This is a genomic window from Methylomonas sp. LL1 (assembly GCF_015711015.1).
Lineage (GTDB): Bacteria > Pseudomonadota > Gammaproteobacteria > Methylococcales > Methylomonadaceae > Methylomonas.
In genome coordinates this window covers 56,734-76,007 of record NZ_CP064653.1, presented here as the reverse complement: position 1 = coordinate 76,007, position 19,274 = coordinate 56,734, and the positions used below count along the sequence as shown (strand labels likewise).

Annotated in this window: 16 protein-coding genes; 4 read left to right on the top strand and 12 right to left on the bottom strand. The window is 53.4% G+C overall.

Annotation, left to right across the window (positions count from 1 at the left end; genetic code table 11):
• The first annotated feature begins 147 nt into the window (after positions 1 to 147).
• The 4 genes from IVG45_RS00900 to IVG45_RS00885 all read left to right on the top strand — a co-directional run bounded on the left by IVG45_RS00900 (position 148) and on the right by IVG45_RS00885 (position 3,511).
• On the top strand, positions 148 to 1,224 hold the full coding sequence (locus IVG45_RS00900; RefSeq protein WP_196436031.1) for an AI-2E family transporter: 1,077 nt from the start codon (positions 148 to 150) through the stop codon (positions 1,222 to 1,224).
• Between the two features lie 75 nt (positions 1,225 to 1,299).
• On the top strand, positions 1,300 to 1,662 hold the full coding sequence (locus IVG45_RS00895; RefSeq protein WP_196436030.1) for an STAS/SEC14 domain-containing protein: 363 nt from the start codon (positions 1,300 to 1,302) through the stop codon (positions 1,660 to 1,662).
• 36 nt (positions 1,663 to 1,698) lie between these two features.
• Complete coding sequence (locus IVG45_RS00890) at positions 1,699 to 2,934, top strand: cation:proton antiporter (RefSeq protein ID WP_196436029.1); 1,236 nt, start codon at positions 1,699 to 1,701, stop codon at positions 2,932 to 2,934.
• 34 nt (positions 2,935 to 2,968) lie between these two features.
• On the top strand, positions 2,969 to 3,511 hold the full coding sequence (locus tag IVG45_RS00885) for a DUF4136 domain-containing protein (protein WP_196436028.1): 543 nt from the start codon (positions 2,969 to 2,971) through the stop codon (positions 3,509 to 3,511).
• 43 nt (positions 3,512 to 3,554) lie between these two features.
• On the opposite strand, the gene IVG45_RS00880 is transcribed toward IVG45_RS00885, so the two are convergent.
• The 12 genes from IVG45_RS00880 to IVG45_RS00825 all read right to left on the bottom strand — a co-directional run bounded on the left by IVG45_RS00880 (position 3,555) and on the right by IVG45_RS00825 (position 19,270).
• Positions 3,555 to 4,547, bottom strand: coding sequence for an Lnb N-terminal periplasmic domain-containing protein (locus IVG45_RS00880; protein WP_196436027.1), 993 nt, complete (start codon positions 4,545 to 4,547; stop codon positions 3,555 to 3,557).
• Positions 4,544 to 5,041, bottom strand: a complete 498-nt coding sequence (locus IVG45_RS00875; protein ID WP_196436026.1) for an META domain-containing protein — start codon at positions 5,039 to 5,041, stop codon at positions 4,544 to 4,546. The genes IVG45_RS00880 and IVG45_RS00875 overlap by 4 nt, the downstream gene beginning before the upstream one ends.
• Positions 5,042 to 5,052: 11 nt before the next feature.
• Positions 5,053 to 6,096, bottom strand: a complete 1,044-nt coding sequence (locus IVG45_RS00870; RefSeq protein WP_196436025.1) for a SphA family protein — start codon at positions 6,094 to 6,096, stop codon at positions 5,053 to 5,055.
• 257 nt (positions 6,097 to 6,353) lie between these two features.
• Positions 6,354 to 8,594 (bottom strand): ammonia-forming cytochrome c nitrite reductase subunit c552, encoded by a 2,241-nt coding sequence (locus IVG45_RS00865; RefSeq protein ID WP_230874699.1) that lies wholly within the window; start codon positions 8,592 to 8,594, stop codon positions 6,354 to 6,356.
• Between the two features lie 76 nt (positions 8,595 to 8,670).
• Positions 8,671 to 11,040: an arylsulfatase gene (locus tag IVG45_RS00860; protein ID WP_196436024.1), complete on the bottom strand. Its 2,370-nt coding sequence runs from the start codon at positions 11,038 to 11,040 to the stop codon at positions 8,671 to 8,673.
• 59 nt (positions 11,041 to 11,099) lie between these two features.
• On the bottom strand, positions 11,100 to 11,873 hold the full coding sequence (locus tag IVG45_RS00855; protein WP_196436023.1) for a DUF3313 family protein: 774 nt from the start codon (positions 11,871 to 11,873) through the stop codon (positions 11,100 to 11,102).
• Between the two features lie 647 nt (positions 11,874 to 12,520).
• Positions 12,521 to 14,944: a mechanosensitive ion channel domain-containing protein gene (locus tag IVG45_RS00850; RefSeq protein ID WP_196436022.1), complete on the bottom strand. Its 2,424-nt coding sequence runs from the start codon at positions 14,942 to 14,944 to the stop codon at positions 12,521 to 12,523.
• Between the two features lie 22 nt (positions 14,945 to 14,966).
• Entirely contained in the window at positions 14,967 to 15,440 is a 474-nt protein-coding gene (locus IVG45_RS00845; protein WP_196436021.1) for a YMGG-like glycine zipper-containing protein, read from the bottom strand.
• 52 nt (positions 15,441 to 15,492) lie between these two features.
• Complete coding sequence (locus IVG45_RS00840; protein WP_196436020.1) at positions 15,493 to 16,197, bottom strand: DUF3313 domain-containing protein; 705 nt, start codon at positions 16,195 to 16,197, stop codon at positions 15,493 to 15,495.
• A gap of 177 nt (positions 16,198 to 16,374) precedes the next feature.
• The gene (locus tag IVG45_RS00835) at positions 16,375 to 16,968 is read right to left on the bottom strand and encodes a YSC84-related protein (protein ID WP_196436019.1); all 594 of its coding nucleotides are present in this window, start codon (positions 16,966 to 16,968) and stop codon (positions 16,375 to 16,377) included.
• A 305-nt stretch (positions 16,969 to 17,273) separates the two neighbouring features.
• Positions 17,274 to 17,564, bottom strand: coding sequence for a hypothetical protein (locus tag IVG45_RS00830; protein WP_196436018.1), 291 nt, complete (start codon positions 17,562 to 17,564; stop codon positions 17,274 to 17,276).
• Positions 17,565 to 17,749: 185 nt separating this feature from the next.
• On the bottom strand, positions 17,750 to 19,270 hold the full coding sequence (locus tag IVG45_RS00825) for a DUF1254 domain-containing protein (protein WP_196436017.1): 1,521 nt from the start codon (positions 19,268 to 19,270) through the stop codon (positions 17,750 to 17,752).
• Positions 19,271 to 19,274 lie beyond the last annotated feature (4 nt).

Here is a 19,274-nt window from a genome sequence, read left to right as displayed (position 1 = left end):
GCCGAAGGTAATGGCGGAAGTCAGGTTTAACTCGGCCTGGAAACCCCGCTTAGGCATAGGCGAGAAACAAGTTCGGCAACGGTAGGTGCGAACAGGTGCATAGGCTATTTCAAGACCATTCCTTACAGACCAGTGGTGCAAAAGAAAATGCAAAACGACCCCCATACAATGACGACCGAAGACTTCACTCGAAATGCGCTCGAAGCCGCCATCAAAATCGGCCTGTTGTTCTTGTTGTTAAGTTGGTGCTTTCATATTGCCCAGCCCTTCATCAACCCATTGGCGTGGGGAGTCATTATCGCGGTTGCACTTTATCCCTTGCATGGCAAACTCTCTATCCTGCTGGGCCAACGTGAAAAGCTCTCGGCCGCCCTGCTAACGGCTTTACTGCTTTTGGTCATCTTGGGTCCGTGTGGATTTTTAGCCGACATGGTTAGCGAAAACGTGCGGGAATTGACGGCAAAACTTCAGCAAAATCAGTTTGCCATCCCCCAGCCGACCGAAAAAGTGGCGGCCTGGCCCTTGATCGGCCAGCCCCTGTTCAACTTTTGGCAATTGGCGGCAAATAATTTCGGCGAGGCCGCCAAGACATTTGCCCCACAACTCAAGGAAGCCAGCAAGTGGTTATTTGCCTCGGGCGCTTCAACCATCATGGCGATTTTGCAACTGCTGGTTTCGGTCATCATCTGTGGCCTATTGCTGGTCAATGGCGTCAGCGGCCATCAACTGGCCTTGTCTATCGGCAAGCGTATTGCCGGCGATAAGGGCCAGGAATTGATTGAACTCTGTATCGCCACGATCCGTGGCGTAGCGCGTGGGGTTTTAGGCGTGGCACTGATTCAGTCAATGTTGGCTGGCGTCGGTTTCTTTGTCGCGGGCCTGCCTGGAGCCGGTTTGCTGACAATTGCCTGTTTGTTTATTGCCGTGGTGCAATTGCCGACGATGATCCTGCTTCTGCCCAGTATCATTTATGTGTTTTCGATACACGAAACCTTATTTGCCACTGTGTTCATGGTTTGGATGCTAGGGGTAGGCTTAATCGATAATGTGTTGAAGCCCATTTTAATGGGCCATGGCCTGGACCTGCCCATGGCCGTGATTTTCATAGGCGCCATCGGCGGCATGATATTTTCCGGAATCATCGGGCTATTCGTCGGCGCGGTTGTGCTGGCACTAGGCTATAAATTGTTCCTTTCCTGGCTAGATGACACAAGAGTGGTTTGACACCGGAAAATGGACAGCCAATTTAAATACTGACTCCATCCCGAACTAGCGGATGGCAACATACGGGATAACATCATGAGCGCGGAAATCATCAGTCATATTGGCGGCCTGGTAACCGCCAAAATCAGCGGAAAATTGACTTACTCGGAATTGACCAGCCTACAGAAGTCGGTAATAAACATCATAGGCCGGGAAGGAGGCATACGTGTCCTCGTCATTACCGAAGATTTTCTGGGATGGGACAAGGCGGGAGATTGGGACGACATTTCGTTCCAGGACACAAGCGACCCCTATATCAATAAAATGGCGCTTGTCGGTGAAAAGAAATGGGAGGAACTAGCCTTGTTGTTTACCGGTAAAGGCTTTCGGGAATTTCCAATCGAATATTTTACACCGGCCGAACTCAGCAAAGCCCAAGCCTGGTTGACTGAAAATTAAGCTGACTGACCTATTCTTGTCGCGGAGTCGCCCACCATGATCTTCATTGCCACTTTTATCTTGACGGTATTCGTCTACAGCCTGGTATCGCGGCGACTGCAACGCACGATTATCACCGGGCCTATCTTGTTCACGCTGGCCGGCATTGTTCTCTATCGCTTACCTCCGGCATTCAGCGACCCGGAACTCAAACGCCAGGGTTTTTTACTGGTGGCCGAAATTGGCTTAGTGATGACACTATTTACCGATGCGGCGCGCATCAGTTTGAAGAGTTTGACATCAAACCGAAACTTGCCGATCCGCCTGCTGACGACCGGTATGCTGCTAACCATTCTTCTGGGCGCGATAGGAGCAATGCTGATTTTTCCAAGCCTCGGCTGGCAGGAAGCCGGCATCCTGGCCGCCATCCTAGCGCCGACCGATGCCGGGCTAGGCATGGTGATCGTCAATAGCCCTTATGTCCCCGTCCGCATTCGCCAGGCCTTAAATGTCGAGGCCGGGCTTAATGACGGGCTTTCCGTGCCGTTTTTGATGTGTTGCATTGCCTTGGCTTTACAGACCAGCGAAGGGGCCGGCGAGGTACTTTCTCGCTTTATAGGCGAACAAATAGGCTATGGCACGTTGGTCGGTATCGCCATCGGCGCAAGCGGAGGCTGGTTGCTGACATTAGCTTCTCGCAGACAATGGATGGATGAGTCCATGCAACAAATGGGCTTGGTATCCATTCCCTTATTGTGTGTGATTGCATCGGAAGCTACCGGCGCCAGCATGTTCATTGCCGGTTATGTGGCCGGTTTTGCCGTGCAGTTGGGCTTCGCGGATGCTGGACGCCGAAGTGTCGAATTCACCGAAACCTGGGGCCAGTTATTCGATTTTTTCGTGTTCTTCCTGTTCGGATTGCTGGTGGCGAGGTCCTGGGCACAGTTCGATGCCATACATCTAGTCTATGCCGTTTTCAGTTTGACCCTGGCGCGCATGATACCAGTGGCGTTGGCGTTGCTGGGCAGCGGTTTGAGCCGTTCGACCGTTTTGTTCATGGGCTGGTTTGGCCCACGAGGCCTCGCTTCCATCGTGTTGGGCCTGGTATATCTTGAACGTCAAGCTCATCTTCCGGGCGAGAATACTATCAAACTGGCGCTGATGATGACCGTGCTGGTCAGCATCTTTAGCCACGGCCTGAGCGCGTTGCCGGGAATAAACTACTATGCCAAACGCATAACCCAGCTTGATCCGAACGCGCCGGAACACCAACGCGATGAACTGGAAAGTTAGGTCTAAGCCATTGCCATCTTTGGAGATAACCACCATGCTTACATCAATACGCGGATATTTGCTTGCCGTTGGCGTTTTTGTCCTGCCGGCGTGTTCCACTGTTTCGGTCACCACCGACTTCGATCGTTCGGCTTCCTTCGCGCAATATCATAGTTATATCCTGGACCCTAGCCTCGAAAAGATAGGCTTGTCGCCATCGAGTGAAACCGCGTTGCGTGAGACTCTGCGCAACAGTTTGGCCCGTCATGGCATTTTAGAAACCACCGAAAATGCCGACCTGCACATCGTGCGCCATATTTCGGCCCAGGAAAAACTGATGGTGCACCAATCGAGCGCCGGCGTACCTTACCGGTACGGGCGATACGGCATGTGGACCGGCGCGCCTTACTACTATACCGATGTATCGCAATATACCGAGGGGACGTTAATACTCGATTTCGTCGATGCCAAAACCCAGAAATTGGTATTTCGCGGCGTCGGTACCGGCACGGTCAGCGATCCGGAAACGAATGCCGACCGGATCAAGCAAGCCGTGGAAAAAATCGTGCAAGGTTATCCTAGCCCCGTCAGCCAGTAAGTCTGAGTTTGTAGCGCCTCGACACCGCCGAGAATTTACTCCGCTATTGGTTTGACTCCCGAATCCGCATCGAAAAATCAGGCGACTGATCGGCGGCCTGGGCCTGGCTGTTGATCCGTGCTTGCCGTTGCAACTCCTGAAAAGGCATGCGCGTATCAAGCCGCTGGGATTGATAAAGATATTCCGGCAAATATCCACTTAACAGGATTTTCCAGGAAAACGGTAAATGACCCTGATTGGACAAAGTACGCAGCCATATCGCGGTAGTGCAATTATCCAGCAAGGTATTGTAAAACGCCGGTTGCTCATTCAGCTCATTGATTTTTCGCATGTATTCCAAAAATAAACGCCTGCCGTTTTCCATCGAGCCTTGTAGGCGATACCTATAAACCTGTTCCGGTGGATCTTTTCGGTAGTTGGTGCGCAAGCGAATCACATCCCGTTCGTCGGCCACGAAGTAAATCAACTCGTATTGGCGGAAAAAGCCCTTGATGGTTGAATAACCTTCCCCCTGTTCCTTGCGCGCTTCAATGGATACCGCCAGGTGATCATTGCCGCCAAAATCAAAACTGAGGATGGTGTGCGCAATGGCCGGCCCCATCCAATACACCGAAAACAGGTCAATGCCCTGAAATTTATTCAAATCAAAGGTTTTGCTGTAATAAGCCGGCTGAAAATCAAATTCGCTACGGTAGTCAAAGTTCCGGATATTGTGGACTGTAACGGTGTCGCCCACAAAACTGGCATAAGCCAGTTTGCCGGCATCCATTTGCCAATTACGTTGGTTGGAAGGACTAATGCCGAGCCACCAAGCCAAAATGATTATGAACGCCATGGAATGGCCGAGTAGCAAACGCTTCCGCCACCGTGGCAACCCCAGGCAAATCAATGCCGCCAAACCCAATAGGCCGAACATGGCCGAGATCCAAAGTTGAACAACCCCGGTATCAGAATCGCCAAAATAAACGGCACCGACTCCCCACAGGGTCGTTAAAACCAGGATTACTATCGTGAATCCAACTTTTATCAATTTCATTCGGTTATTTTCCCGCCATTTTCGAACATCATCCGGCCTTTAGGAAGGTTCAGCTTCAGTTGACGATCATCTTCGTTTATTTCAAAACTGACCGCTTCAGTTAAATACCGCAGATATTGCGCATACATTGACTCCGGCCCGCATTCGGCCAAGGTCGCCGCCCCTGGCGCCAGCTTAATTTGCTTGCCATCCAGGACATAGCTTCCCTGCATCCGGTTACAATCGGCTTTGGCCTTATAGAATTTATTCGGCAATAAGATCAATGTATAGCGATTAGGGTCGTCGACGCTGCCATTACCTGATACCGATGATAGATCATCAAAACGCTTCAACTTCCAGACGATGCCGGTAATATTACCAATCGGATGGCTAGCCGCGCTTTGGCTGGATTGAGTCATTACCGCATCATCATAGATAGCGCCACAAGCGCAGATCAACACTAGTGCCATCGACGCCGCAACAACACGGTATTTAAGAAACTTCGTTATGTTCAAGAGATCCCCTGCTAAAAATCCATCGCTACCGAAAGCATACCGATCTCGCCCTTAAAGCGATTTTCCACATTAAATTCATGTATCCATTTACCGATAAAATGAACCTGCTTGTCACCGAATTTAGGGCTATATCGTACGATCGGACCGACGCCCGCTGACTCGCCTCTGAAGTCGCCGACTTCAGGCAAGTCTGACCGTCCCAGGGCTGTTCTAATCGTATTAACCCTGTTACGGACTGCAGCCGCTTGAGTCAATAAGGGGCTTTCATCGCCGGTGAGCTGATGGTAAAAATAGCCGGTAACCCCAATACCGAATGCTTCCGAGAAATGCTGGGCAACCGTGTAATCCAGATGAAATTCATCGCCACTCTGGTATTGGGTGGCGTCGTTTTCGGTATTGCTCATGAATCCGACATTGAACGAAATTTCATGGCCGCGGGTCGGATGCAACCAGGTTAGACCGCCAATGGTGTCGAATGACCAGTAATTCCTACCCAAATTAACCAGATCGCCGGCTTGATAATAACCGGTGGGCATGAATATAGCCTCGCTCAAATTAACGCTGACATCGCCCCATTTCCAGGTCAGCGATAAGGGGGCGACCACCAAATCCCCCATGCCACCTTGATTGTCCTGGGTTTCGAAGGAAACGGTTCTGCCACGCAAAAAAGGCCCCGATTCCACGCCGGCGCTGATATTGGCATCGAAAACCACCGGTAAGAATAATCCGGCTCCATAACGTCCACCAAAAATCTCGACATCGGTCACATAAGCCAGCTTGAAGGTGGTGGTCCACAGCTCTAAATCAACATCGGTGGCGATATTACGCCCCAGGGTTGTAGCGTTGCTGATATTCGCACTGTAATAAGTCAGGTCGTCGCGAAAATAAAATCCCGGATCGAGTTGCAAATTCATGAAAAAGTCATTGTAGACCCCCGGAAAGTAATGGCTGCTGGCACTTTCGCCAGCCCGCGCGCCCTGTAACAAGGCCAAAGACAAAACCACACTCATGGCAGCGGGCTTGCTGAAGGCTAAAAACTTTATCTTGTCGAACATACTGATCTCCATAATTGATTAGTGTCTGAATCGTTATCTGATTGGGTAAAAGACTGTATCTATCGAGAACGCTATCCTGTCCTATCACCCGCGCGAATACTAATCGATCCGGGTGTTTTCTATAGCGACGGCGGCGAAGTGTCGGCCCGCAGCCCACCAGTGCCGCCACTCGGAATGCGCTACGTATTCCCGTTTGTTGTGCTTTAGTCATAGACATCTACTTGGAGTGATGCGTAAAAGTCTGTTTCTTCACAAATTTAGTTTGGCTGATCCAACTGTTCCCGCAACGCGGTTAGCTCGGGATCGTTAGGGAGCGAATCCAGCGCGGACTTCACCACCGCCTTCGCTTCATCTTTCCGGCCGAGGCCGGATAGCGCAACGGCATAAACATAAGCAAATCGCGGTTGAGTGGGCGCAAGTTCCGCCGCCCGCTTCAGCGAACTCAAGGCCTGAGGCAGATTCTTCCGCCGGATTGCCAACAAGCCCAGGCTATGGTGGAGTTCGGCCGCGTCCGGCTGATGAACCAGGCCCTCCTTTAAAATCCGCTCGCCTTCGCCGTCCCGCTGCTGTGTCCGCAAATGGTCGGCCAGATTGATATAGGCCGGCAACCAATTGGCATCCAGTTGCAGAGCTTCGCGATAAGCCCGTTCGGCGGATTCGGATTGATTGCGGGCCGAATAAAAATTGCCTAGATTGACTTGCGCCGCCGGATCGTCGGCATTCCAGCGCAACGAGTTCAGATACTCGCTGGAGTCTAGATCAAATTCATGCTGCTGTTCCGCTGTCAAATTTTGATCGGCGGCACTGGCTAATGCCGAGGCCGCCAAAGCCCGCAATGTGCGAAGCGGATCGCGCAACACATCATGCGCCAGCGGCCAGCGTTGTTCCGGCGGCATTTGTTCCAGCACTTCCAATCCGGCGCGGCGAAGCAAAGGATCGGAATCCCGCAAGGCATTGGCGATGACAGGCACTAGCTCCGGATGCATCTGATTGCCCAATGCCGCAACCGCCGAGGCACGGGCAATGGCCGGCTGCTGTTTGTCTTGCAGCAAATTCAATAGGCGCTGTTCCGCATCCGCCGCGCCGGTTCGGGCCGCATGCAAGGCTTCCGCGTATTGCTGAAGACCCTTGGCGTCATGGCCGTACTTGGCTTTAACTTGCGCCGCCGCCCATGCTGCCGGCTTGTCGGCATGGCAACCGTTACAGGCGTTGGGTGTGCCAAGTGTCGCCGACAAGTCCGGACGCGGAACACGGAAGCTATGGTCACGCCGCGCATCCACTCCCATATAAGTCTTGCTGGGCATATGGCAGTCCACACACAACGATCCGCCACCACCGGCAGGATGAAAATGGTGCTTATCGCTGTCGTATTTTTCGCTGCTGTGGCACTGCCCGCACATCGCATTACCCGGCTGGCGCAGTTTAAGGCTGTGCGGTTCGTGGCAGTCGCTACAGCTTACGCCGGCGCGATACATCTTACTTTGCAAAAACGAGCCGTATTCGTAAACCTCGCCATCAATCTGGCCGTCGGCATGGTACAGTTGTTCGGTCAATATTGACGGTAGGTGGCTGTCCATCAGTGGGCCGTGCCGGTAATCGCCAAACAACTGCGCGCGGCGGGAATGGCAGCGGGCGCAGACTTCGATTTCCGTGGCGGACTGCCTAGGCTGATTGCGTACGGCATTGCCTGTCGCGGCATCGATGGCCCATGCGCTTTGTCGGCGTTCATTCAGATTCACCAGCAAACCTTTGGAAGCGTCGTCCGGCGACTTGCTCCGAGCCCACGCCAGATGCCGTGAGCCAGGGCCATGGCAAGCCTCGCAGGATACGTCGATTTCAGACCACGTCGTATGGTAAGTCCGGCTGGCGGCATCGTAGTTTTTTTGCAAATGGGTGGAATGGCACTCGGCGCACATGAAATTCCAATTCTGCGAGCGCCGGGTCCAATGCAGTTCGTCGTTATGATCGATTTTTTCGTTGGGATACAAATGAAACCAGCGTTGTCCGCCCTGCTGCTTCGGCCGACTGTCCCAAACGATGGATAAGGCTTGCAGCTTTCCGCCGGGCAGCTCGATCAGATATTGCTGTAGCGGCGTTACGCCGAAGGTGTATTTGATTTCGAAATCGGTCAGTTTTCCATCCGGGCCATCGGTGCGAACCATGTAGCGGCCGTTTTGGCGGAAAAACCTGGAAATCACGCCATCCTTGCTGAACTCGGCATCCTGGAAATCACCCAGCACGCTGGTCTCGCCAACTTCCTGCATCGCCAGATCGTGATGCGAACCTTGCCAAAGTTTATCTTGATCGCCATGGCAACTCGCACAGGCCTCGCGGCCGACATAATCAACTTCAGCCGATTGCGATTTTGCGGCAGTTTCAACACTGGTAGATTGAACAGGCTTGGGCACCAACGCGTAAACGTAAAACAGTCCAAGACCTAGCGCGGCCAGTAAGCCAATCAGTAACCAGCCGCGACTGCTTGGAATCGCCCATTTCACGCAAGCGCTCCGAGCCTGCTCATGCGGCATTCTAAAAAAAGCATGGGCGTGCAAGCACGCCCAAACCCATTCGCCATCATTTCACCTCGACCGTGACTTTCTCGATCTTGCCGGTGAAGCGCGTGGCGGCACCTTCACCGATACCGGCCACCACCGGCGTGGCGTCATCGACACCCACATCAGCGGTCTCGTCGGCGGAGAAGATCATCGGTTGGGTTTTTTCGATCCGGCCCTCGGCTACTTTCCCGCCATCGACGGACAGCGTACCCATGCCGCCCTTACCCAAACCGCCACCATCATAGGCAAAATCAAACACCAGCTTGACTTTGCCTTTTGGCAATGGCTCTTGCGCGCTGATGGTGTAACTGTCCAGCCCCAGGAAGTTATAGGTGTAAGCGGGCTTACCGTCCTTCAGGTACAAACACCAGCCGCCAAAACGTCCGCCCTGGGCGATAATGACACCATTGGCACCTGTTTCCGGAATTTCCAGGTCGGCGCTAATGGTCTTGGACTTGTTCTTGATGTTCAGGAACACGTTCTCGGTCATGCCGGTCATGCCTTCGGCCAGCGTCAGCGAGGTACGTCCGGCCATCAGATCGGGACGGCCGACCAACGCCGCATTGATGCGCTCAACGACTCTATCGTCGATCGGCAGCGCATTGTTTTTTTCGGCTTCCTTCATGAACAAGGCTTGTAACTGCTTGAGCTTTTTCGGTTGTTGCAGAGACAGATCTTTGGTCAGGCTAAAGTCGGCGCGGGTGTCATACAACTCCCAGACGTCTTCGACCAGAGGCCGCCGCGGTGTCATCTCCCATGGCGCCCGGTGTATGGTACGAGCCAACCAGCCGTCGTGGTAAATGGCCCGGTTGCCGAACATCTCGAAATATTGGGTGGTATGCCGGTCTTTCGCCTTGGCATCGTCGAAGCTGTAGGCCATGCTGACACCATCCATGGGCCGCTGCTTGATACCGTTCACGACCTTGGGTTCCGGCAGGCCAGTGGCCTCGAGTATGGTCGGAGCGACGTCGATCACGTGATGAAACTGGTTGCGCAGTTCGCCCTTGGTTTTTATACCCTTTGGCCAGCGCACGGCCATGCCGACCTTAGTACCGCCATGATCGGACGCCACCTGTTTGGTCCATTGGTAGGGTGTGTCGAACGCCACCGCCCAACCCGCCGCCATGTGCGGGTAAGTCTCGGGACCACCCCAGGCATCGATATGCTTGAGCATGTCCGCTACCGTTTCCGGCACCCGATTAAAATAGGTCATCTCGTTGAACATGCCGCTCCGACCGCCCTCGGCGCTGGTACCGTTGTCGCCATAGACGAACAGCACCAAGGTGTTGTCGAGCTGCCCCACATCTTCAATGGCCTTGATGACCCGGCCGACTTGATGGTCGGTCATTTCGACGAAACCCGCAAACACTTCCGCCTGCCGCGCATAGAGACGCTTTTCCTCCTCGGGCAACGAATCCCATGCGGGTATGGCGTCAGGTCTAGGCGCCAAAACCGTCCCCTTGGGTACGGTGCCATTTTCGATCTGCCGCGCCAGTATCTGCTCGCGCAACTTGTCCCAGCCCTGATCAAACTTGCCCTGCCAACGCGCTATCCATTCCTTGGGCACATGATGCGGCGCGTGGACCGCGCCCGGCGCGAAATAGGTGAAGAAAGGTTTATCGGGCGTCAATGCCTTTTGATATTTTATCCAGGCCACGGCTTGATCGGTCATGTCGGTCATGAAGTGGTAGTTGGGATCGTTCGGCAATTCGACCGGCTTGGTGCCGTCATAAATGAACGGCGCCCATTGGTTGGTCTCGCCGCCCAGGAAACCGTAAAACTTGTCAAAACCTTGCCGGGTCGGCCATCGATCAAACGGCCCTGCCATGCTGGCTTCCCAGGCGGCGGTTTCGTGCCATTTGCCGAAGGCGGCGGTGGCGTAGCCGTTCAGGCGCAACATTTCGGCGACTGGCGCCACGTTGTTGGGAATTTGGCCGGTGTTGCCGGGGAAAGCGGTCCCCGTCTCGATAATCGCGCCCATGTTATTGACGTGATGGTTGCGGCCGCTTTTCAGCGCGGCGCGCGTCGGCGAGCACACGGCGGCGGTGTGGAAATTGTTGTAACGCACGCCTTCATTGGCAATCCGCTCGAAGCTCGGCGTGGCGACGGGACCGCCAAAGCTGCTGGTACCGGCGAATCCCAGGTCATCGAGCAGTACCAGCAATACATTGGGTGCGCCGGTTGGGGCTTTGACCTCGAAGCGCGGCGGCGCCGTGGCGTTGCGAACGTCGAGTACCTTGCTGGCCGGGATTTTAGGTTCGGCAATCGGGAGAGACGTCCGGTCCGGACCGTCAGCGTTGGTGGGTTTGGCGGTACTTTTGGCGACGGCCAAATTGTGGCCGGACACTAGAGTCACCAGGCCCGCGGCGACCAGTAGACGCTTATTCATCGTTTCATCCTTTGCTGGGAAAATATATTCAAAGTTGGTGAGTTAAGTGCCGATTTAGATCAAAACGGTCGTACCGTAAAAGGCAGCGGATCGGTGACCATCTCGCCGGGCTTGCGGTTGGCGATTTGCACGAACTGCTCCGCCCAGCGATCCATGATGCCCTTGGCCGGGCCGTACCAGGTAAGACGGGTCAAATCCAGCGGACCGGCGTCTTGCATATCGCGGTCGGCGAAAGTCGCTACCACTTCGCCGGTCTGCACATCGCGCAAGCGTGCTTCGAAAGCCGCGCGGCGCTGATTGACGACGCCCACCGCAGTGCCAGTGCCTGGAGGGCCTGCCCAACTCATCGCATGCAGCACCGATTGCGAAGGATCGATTTCAATCAGTGCCAACTCCAATTGTAAGGCCGGATAACGATATTGCCGCGCGTAGTCGATCACCGAAAATCGGTGGTTAGGGTCCTCTCTAAATTTTTTGATGATCTGACTACGAAAATATTGCGCCAATTCCTCGGTATCTTTTTTGACATCGCCAAGGATGTTGGCTGAACTGATGCTGTGTAGCCAATCCATTTGTTGCATATAGCTGGTGTTGACCGGAGCGACGATCAGTTCGCGATAACCCGACTTATCGAAACCGGGCTTGATCCAGACTTTTTGAAACGGTAAATCCGCGCGTTTACTCTGCAATTCGGGATGTTGAATGAAACCCGCGTCGGGAGCCGGTTCGACGGCCTTGGCCTTAATGTCGTTGGTACCGGAGCGAACCGAACCGCAGCCCACAACGGCTAGAGTCATGCTCAACATCACCGGCAAAAATTGAAAGTTCTTCATAGGGTAATATCCAAAATAAAAAATGTTATGGCAAGTCGTTAGTCTTCGCCATGGCTTCAATGCATACCTTTGCATTCCGGCTCTTGAAGCTTGCCCATGAATCGGGACCGGCAAATGGGCGACTTGATGGAGATTTCCATCAAGAACCACTATGGAGCTCCTAGAGTTTTAGAAACGCTTGCGTCGAAACCCCAAAACCTCGTGTGCACGTTTTTAGCGAGCGTAAAGCTTTAGCTACAGCGCGGGTTTTCATTAACTGACTTTGAGGGTAAGATTTAACTCGCTCGCGCCCAACATTAATGCACAAAGCACGCCACAATATAATCGCATCACCTGGAATCAAAAATCTCAAACAAATCAGGACAGTTATTGTGTCTTTTAAATAGCCTATCCAATGAATTTTTCGGAGTATCTCCGATATATCAGAGATACTCCGAAAACGACAATTCAACTAATCCTCGGCCTTGGCGAAATATCTTATCGCGAATATTCACAAAACTGCGGCTTGCTTCCGTTTCCGCCGCCTATTTTGGCGAATAGAAGTTTTGGCATAACCCCTGCTTAGATTAAATGAATTGGCAAATGTGACGGGAATGTTGATCTACCCGGAACCGGTCAAATCGGTGAGAAGATTTGCGATCAGCGCGCTATGTATCCTTGGGATTCTTTTCGGACTCCTGTCGCGAACCCGATCCCAGCCTGGCTAATTCGACTTTGACGGGACTTACCATATCCAGATGCACATCCCGTTGCGGGAAGGCAATCGCAATTCCCTGCTGGGCGAACAATTCTTGTATATGTAGGCGCACATCACTCATCACCCGATAGCGATTGGGCTGGACGTGCAAATCGATCCAAAAATCCAGCCTTAAATTGATCGCATCCGCGCCAAACTCCTGCAGATAGACTTCGGGAACCGGATTTTTCATGACCTGATGATGTTCGGCCGCTGCCCGCTCGACCAGCGCCATGGCTTGCCGGGGCGGTGAGTCATAAGCCGTACCGACGCTAACACTACAGCGCAGGGTATGGTCGGAAAGCGTCCAGTTGGTGACGCTTTTCTCCAAAAAACTACTGTTGGGAATCAGCATATCGATGCCGTCGAAGCGGTGTACCTGACAGCAACGACTACCGATATGGGTCACGCGACTGAGCACGCCTTCGACTTCGACGATGTCGCCGATTTTGATCGAGCGTTCCATCAACAAAATCATGCCGCTGATGAAATTATTGAGGATATTCTGGGCACCGAAACCCACGCCTATCGCCAAGGTACCACCCAGAAAAGTGAATACCGTCAGCGGAATATGCACGCTGATCAAGGCAAACACCACGATACCGACCACCGCGGTCAAACCGAACAAGCGCAATCCCAGCAAACCCGCGCTTGCCCGACTCGCTTGCCAGTGCTTGACCCGAGAGCGGCCAAATTCGGTCAGTCTGGATATCAACCATAAGCCCAAGGCGAATATGGTCAGAATCTGGGTGACCTTACCGACCGTAACGCTACGCTTACCGACAATCTCCCGGCCTTCGGCGACGATTTTATCTTCGATGGTTAATAATTCGAAATCGCTTAATTGCCCGGCCAGTTCGATGAGGCTGGAATAGAATAATCGCAAACGTTCCTTAAAACTGGCGCCCTCGCTCCGCGATTGCAGCGAATCCAACAAACTGCGCAGACGGGCTTCCAATTCGTCGGCTTCCGCCACTCCGCGTTTCAGCATGGTTTCCTGACGGGTATAGGCAATCAGTTTACGGGTTTCCAGGGGGCGGTCGCCATACTCGGCCTGCCAATTGTCCAGGCGCTTATCCTGAGCATCCAGACGACTACGAGCGGTGTCGAGATCGGAACGAAGATACTTGCGCCACAGAGCCAGATTCTGCAAACCCTTCTGGATTTCCTGACTAATGTCTTCGAGCGTCTTCAGATCGCCCGCATTATCGATCCGATACAGCAATTCCCAGAATTGGCGCCGCGCCACGGTTGCTTGCACCAGTAAACGTAATGTTTTTAAATTGGATTCCGCCGCTTCGGCTTCAATGTTGGCGGTTTCCAAAACTTGTTGCAACGCAGCCCCTTCGCGATCGGGGCTGCCCGCGCCGGCTGGCTTTTCGATCGCTCGCTCGCGTAATAGCCGCAGTTGTTCGCGTACCTGTTGCACTTGTTGCTGCCTAGCATGCAGATGAGTAACGGTTTGTGCGATTTCGGCATCCAGTTCTTGTCGCAATGACGCCAGTTTCGAAATTTGCTGATCACGCTCTTGTTGCGATAACGGTGATAGGCGGCTGGCCACCCGCGCCTTGCGTTGCAAAAAGGCCCGTTCATCGCGCCGGTAGGCCAGATTTTCAGTAAGCACTTCCCGAGCAGTATCCAACGCTGCTAACCGGGCTTCGTCCTGTTGGCTCCTCAAACTGTTCAATTCTTGAAGCCAACCTTCGCGTTCACTCTGTTCCAAGCCCGCATACTCCAACAGCTCACTGGCTTTACGCAGGTTCTGCGCCGAGGTCTGGAAGGACTTGCGCTGGGTTTCCATCATGCTTTGCAGTGTGTCCAATTCGAGCTGAGCGGATTCCAGCTCGTGATCCTTCAAACGAACTTGCTTCCATTGGTCGTCAACAAACTCTACAGAATAGGGAGGCGATTCGGAAAAACCGACCCAGGCGTTGGTTTTTTGTTGAAAATCCAGATGGGTTTCGCGGCTGGCGCGTAACTTGTTCAAAGCATCCAGATGGCTTTCGTAAGCGTTGGCTAAAAGATTCAATAAACGCTTGTATTCGGTCCATTCACTGGCGTCGGCAACGGCGGGTTTGGCCGAATCGTCCTTCGCCAGCGCAAGCAAACGTTCGTTTACCTCGGCGAGTTTAAGCTTTAACGCGCTTTCGCGAGCCGGCATGGAATCGCCGTCGGCTGGCTTAGCTAGGACTTCGCTGACTGGATTGAGTGGCTGGGCACGTATTGGAGTAGCGGCCGTCAGCATCGCCAAGTTCAACGACAAACCGGCGATTATGACAAGCCGCCAGGAGAGTTTATTGCTTCGCCCGTGGCGGGCGAAGTTTGTCGATGCCATAAAATTGAGTCCGTCTCTACGCTCAATTCACCGAATAGCCCATCGCGCCTAGACAGGATTTCATCGCCCGGTTGTAATTATCCAGGCCAGGAGGTGGCGCGGACGCGGCTTGTTTTTGGTTATCGCGCTCCTGAAAGCCTCGCTTCATGCCGCCCGCAACCGCGCCAATCGCCGCACCCTTACCGGCATCACCGGCAATGGCACCGATAGCCGCGCCGGCCGCCGCGCCACGGGCGCCGCCACGCAGGGTTTCCTTACCGGCACTGCCGAAAGAAGGACCCGAGCCTTGCGCCGGCGGATTGCTGGGGTCATACCCGGATTGCTGCACCGACCAGTTGTGACAGTTAAATTGGTCTTGCTGTTGTTGCTGCGGGTTTTGGCCGGCGGCCGGGTAGATCATCAACTGGCCTTGCGCCCAGGCATTGATCGTTGCCATGCCCAGCAAGGCGACGATACCCATTAAGCTATTGCGGATTTTTCTGCTGTTGTTATTCATTACACTGTATCCCATGATTGAAAACACGATTCAAAATGGCCGACGCCGGCCATTATTGCTCGGGAGGCATTGCGCCGCAGTTTTCCAAACGGTAAGCCATGCGTCCCGCCCAAAAATCGAAGGCGCGGGTCACATCGTCCCATTTGCTGGTCACGCCAATCGCCGACTTGGCGCCAACGATACGATCGACCGCCGCGGCAATGCGCTCGCCGGTCACCGCGTCCGTTATCTCAACCTCGCCGCTGGCTTTACCGACAAAGGTACCGGTGCCGGTGGCAATTTCTTTCAATTTAGACATCACCAGCAATTGCGGCACAAACGATGACACGGTATCCAGTGCAACCCAGGAGCCTTCCGCTTCGGTGATCGCGGTTTTGATGCGCAAGGTACCCGGCTGCGCGGTCTTGACGATTTGATAGTACTTGCCCATTTCGTTGACTAATGAACCATGTAGATGGTTTACCAGCGTTTGCCTATCTTCGGCGGCAAGGCCGGCCATATCGCTGTTCTCGCGCACCCAAATACCGACCGGCTCGATGATGACCTTGTCATAGTTATTGCAGGTTTGCGGATAGTTGGGGTCGATATAAATCTTCAGCGCCTCACCCTCTTTTCCTTCCTGTAACGTCGAATAATCGCCCAGAAAGCCGGATTGTTCGACATCTCTAGCTTGCTTGATCGGCGTACAGGCAGAAAGTGTCAACGCTAACGCCAGTCCGCCAATGGCCGCCAAGTTTCGATTTTTAGTCTTTGTCATCTTTGCATCTCCTGGTTGTGATAGGTATATGGTTTGGAATTTCTAGTTTACGTCCATGGGACCATGACAGAAAAGCTGGTTTTGTTCCTAGTTTTCAATGTCGGGGAGAACCATTATAAAAATCCCCTCTATCCTCTTTATGCCCTATAGGTATATTTTCAATGGGGAAAAATCAAGCTAGGGGTTAACCCGAGTAATCTTGGAACCTTGTAATCCCAAACCGGCCATCAAACCGCGTTGGCCGAACACGAAGGCATAGACGTCGTCACGCATCGTCGTTGTCGTGGCTTTTCTGGCCATGCCTTCGTCCAACACCACGATATTGGGACCGACCCCGACTTCAAAGCCCTTGGTGCTGTCCAGGCTGTGTAATGCGGCATCGTTCATGAAAAACATCGCATAACCGAAGGATTGTACCCCGGCCTGCAGGCCGTATGATCCGGCGACGATATTATAATAGCCCGTAGTGCGGCCGTTACGGCGCATCGCACCCATGCCATATTCGGCACCGCCGATGAAACCGGCCTTGACCACGTTCGGAAACACCAAAATTCCCTTGGCTTTCGCGGCCAGTGCCCTGGCGGTCGGCGTGGTTTGGTAAAGCTTGGACAAAGCCGCGTTGACTTCTCGATCGATCTGCGCCGCATTGGCCTTGGTGTCGGCCTGGGAGCCGCCCATCGATTGGCAGCCGTTCAACGTTATCAACAGCAAAAACAGCCAGCCAAGCGTGTATGCCAAAGAGTGACGTTGCGAATGTGATGGATTTTTCATGCTGTATTCCTTAGGTTAATTGTAGGTTGGAGTTGATCATTGCATGCTGTTTCTGAGTTCGATCATCACGCTATCCACCGAATCGACACGAATCAGTTTCATGCGGGGATATTCGATAAAGTTTGTACCCATTGTCGATGCCAAACATGTCGTTCGCTCAGTACAAGTCCGCTCAGTCAACGGCAAATTGCTTGGATTGGGTTGGAAATAATTTCCCTGAATTCATCATAACAAGGGGCGAATGAATTCACCCCCTCGGGACATTCGAAGATCGGGAACTTATTTTTGACGGAATCCTTAGAATCTTAACGACACCCCTGATTATTGCGAGTCTTGACGCAGGTTTTTCCATCGGGCGTTTTGACAACCCCTACGCCATTTTTAGTCTTGGCTTCTCCGCCCCGACTGGTTTCAGTGCTCTTAACCCCGGCATCATTGGTTTCCGACTTCCAGGCGGTACCGCGGTTAGGATTATAGCCACCCGCATTGTCGCCGCCATCGCAAACCAGTTTACCGTTCGGCCCTCTCACACAATCGGCAACCGCCCATGACGAAAAAATCAAACACCCCACTAACAACAGCATTTTCTTGAACATCGTTTTATCCTCAGGAATACGTGATAAACCAGTTCGGTAACGGTAGGTGCGAATTCATTCGCACTGCGCGGATAAATCCGCAGCTACGCCGAACACATAAATAGGTTATTTCATGATCATTCCTTAATTATGAAAACAACCCACCCCGAATCGAACTCCAGTTCGCACTAATCTAAATAGCCGCTTTAATCCACTCGCTCAATTTCACCCGGCCGCCAGGTTTTGTCGAACCATGGCTGGAGCGGACCATAGAGGCGTAACAGCGTATTCCAGCCTTTACCGGGGATGGTCTGCACCCAGTTATTTTCCTTACCAATGGGAGGCTTCGGTCCGAAATAGATATCCACCGAGCTGTCCGGATTGACCTGGAGCCCTTGGGTCTGGCTGCTGACCGCCGGCCAGTGCTGGTCGGTCTGCAGCATCGAGCGAGTCTGGCTGTCGTACAGAATCACAGACCAAAAGTTGGCGACTGGAATATTGGGCGGAAGGTGAAGTTTGTAATTCTTGCCACCGTCGAGAGGTTTACCGTCGGCGTCGATGAAAGCCGCCATGTATTGCGACCCTTGTCCAACCACCTTCGAATCCATGGCCGGGGTGATACCGGTCGCATAAAAGAAGAAGAACGTATACATGTCCAGCAGACGTACCCCCTTATCCTCAAAGGTATAGCCGCTGGCATTCATTGGATTGCACCAAGCGCTATTGGGGTAGAAATAGGCCGCTGAATCACGAGGACGATAAGAGACCGCGCGCGCGGTTGCGTCTCCTACGAGTGCCGCTTCGGCAAGAATTTTCTTCATCCGTACATCGGGATTGAAGGGCTTGCCTTTTTGAATGCCAACCGATGCCCACAGGCCTAGCGTGACCGGGTCAATCGACTCCGTCGGTTCCTCTTGCACCACTTGGTTGAGATACTCCCAGAACGGATAATCAGCTGGGGCGACGGTGTTGAAGTCCCGCCCCGAGACGTTGACAAAATTTAACGGCGGCGGGTTTTCGGCTTGTCCAAGCGGATAGATTTTCGTCAACTGCTTGACGCTGTCCACCCCCGGCTTCGGGTCGCCATCCACCAGGAAGGTGCGCCAGCCGGCCCAGACCTTGAAGGTTGCGGGTCGAACGACGTGGTAACCCGAAGGGACCTCTCCCTGGTAACCGGGTGGCAGCAGCAGAAACTTACCGCCCTCGCCCTTATCCGGCCCCATGAAGCCCAAATCGGTGACGAAGTGGTACCACATATCGTCAATCAGTCCGAGAACCTTGGGTGGAATCTCCATGACCAGGGGTCCCTTGCTCAGGTCAAGCCAGAACCATGTGTATGGGGTGTTGTTGTTAGGGGTGAGAAATGTCGACCGGGGATTCATCATCTGCTCGAAGATCGGAACGGTCGTATTGGCCGGCCCCACTTCGAGTATTCCCTTGCGATTCGCCACTTGGCTCACCGGCGCTAGTCCGAGCAAGTAGGCCTGTACCGCGCGCTGAAAGTCCAGGTTGTCATACAGTTTTTCAAGGCTGGCATCATCCGGGAAGCCGTCAAAAAACTTCAGCGTACCCAACCGGGTCTTTACCTTGTCCGGTATGGCGATGCCCGAGGGAGTTTCGGTGGTCATCTTGTGTTCCACCGGCACGGTGGATTTGGCAACCGCCGCCGTCGCCAGCATGCCACACGCCAAGGCGATCACCGTCGCCAGATTGGTTTTATTCTTCACTAAT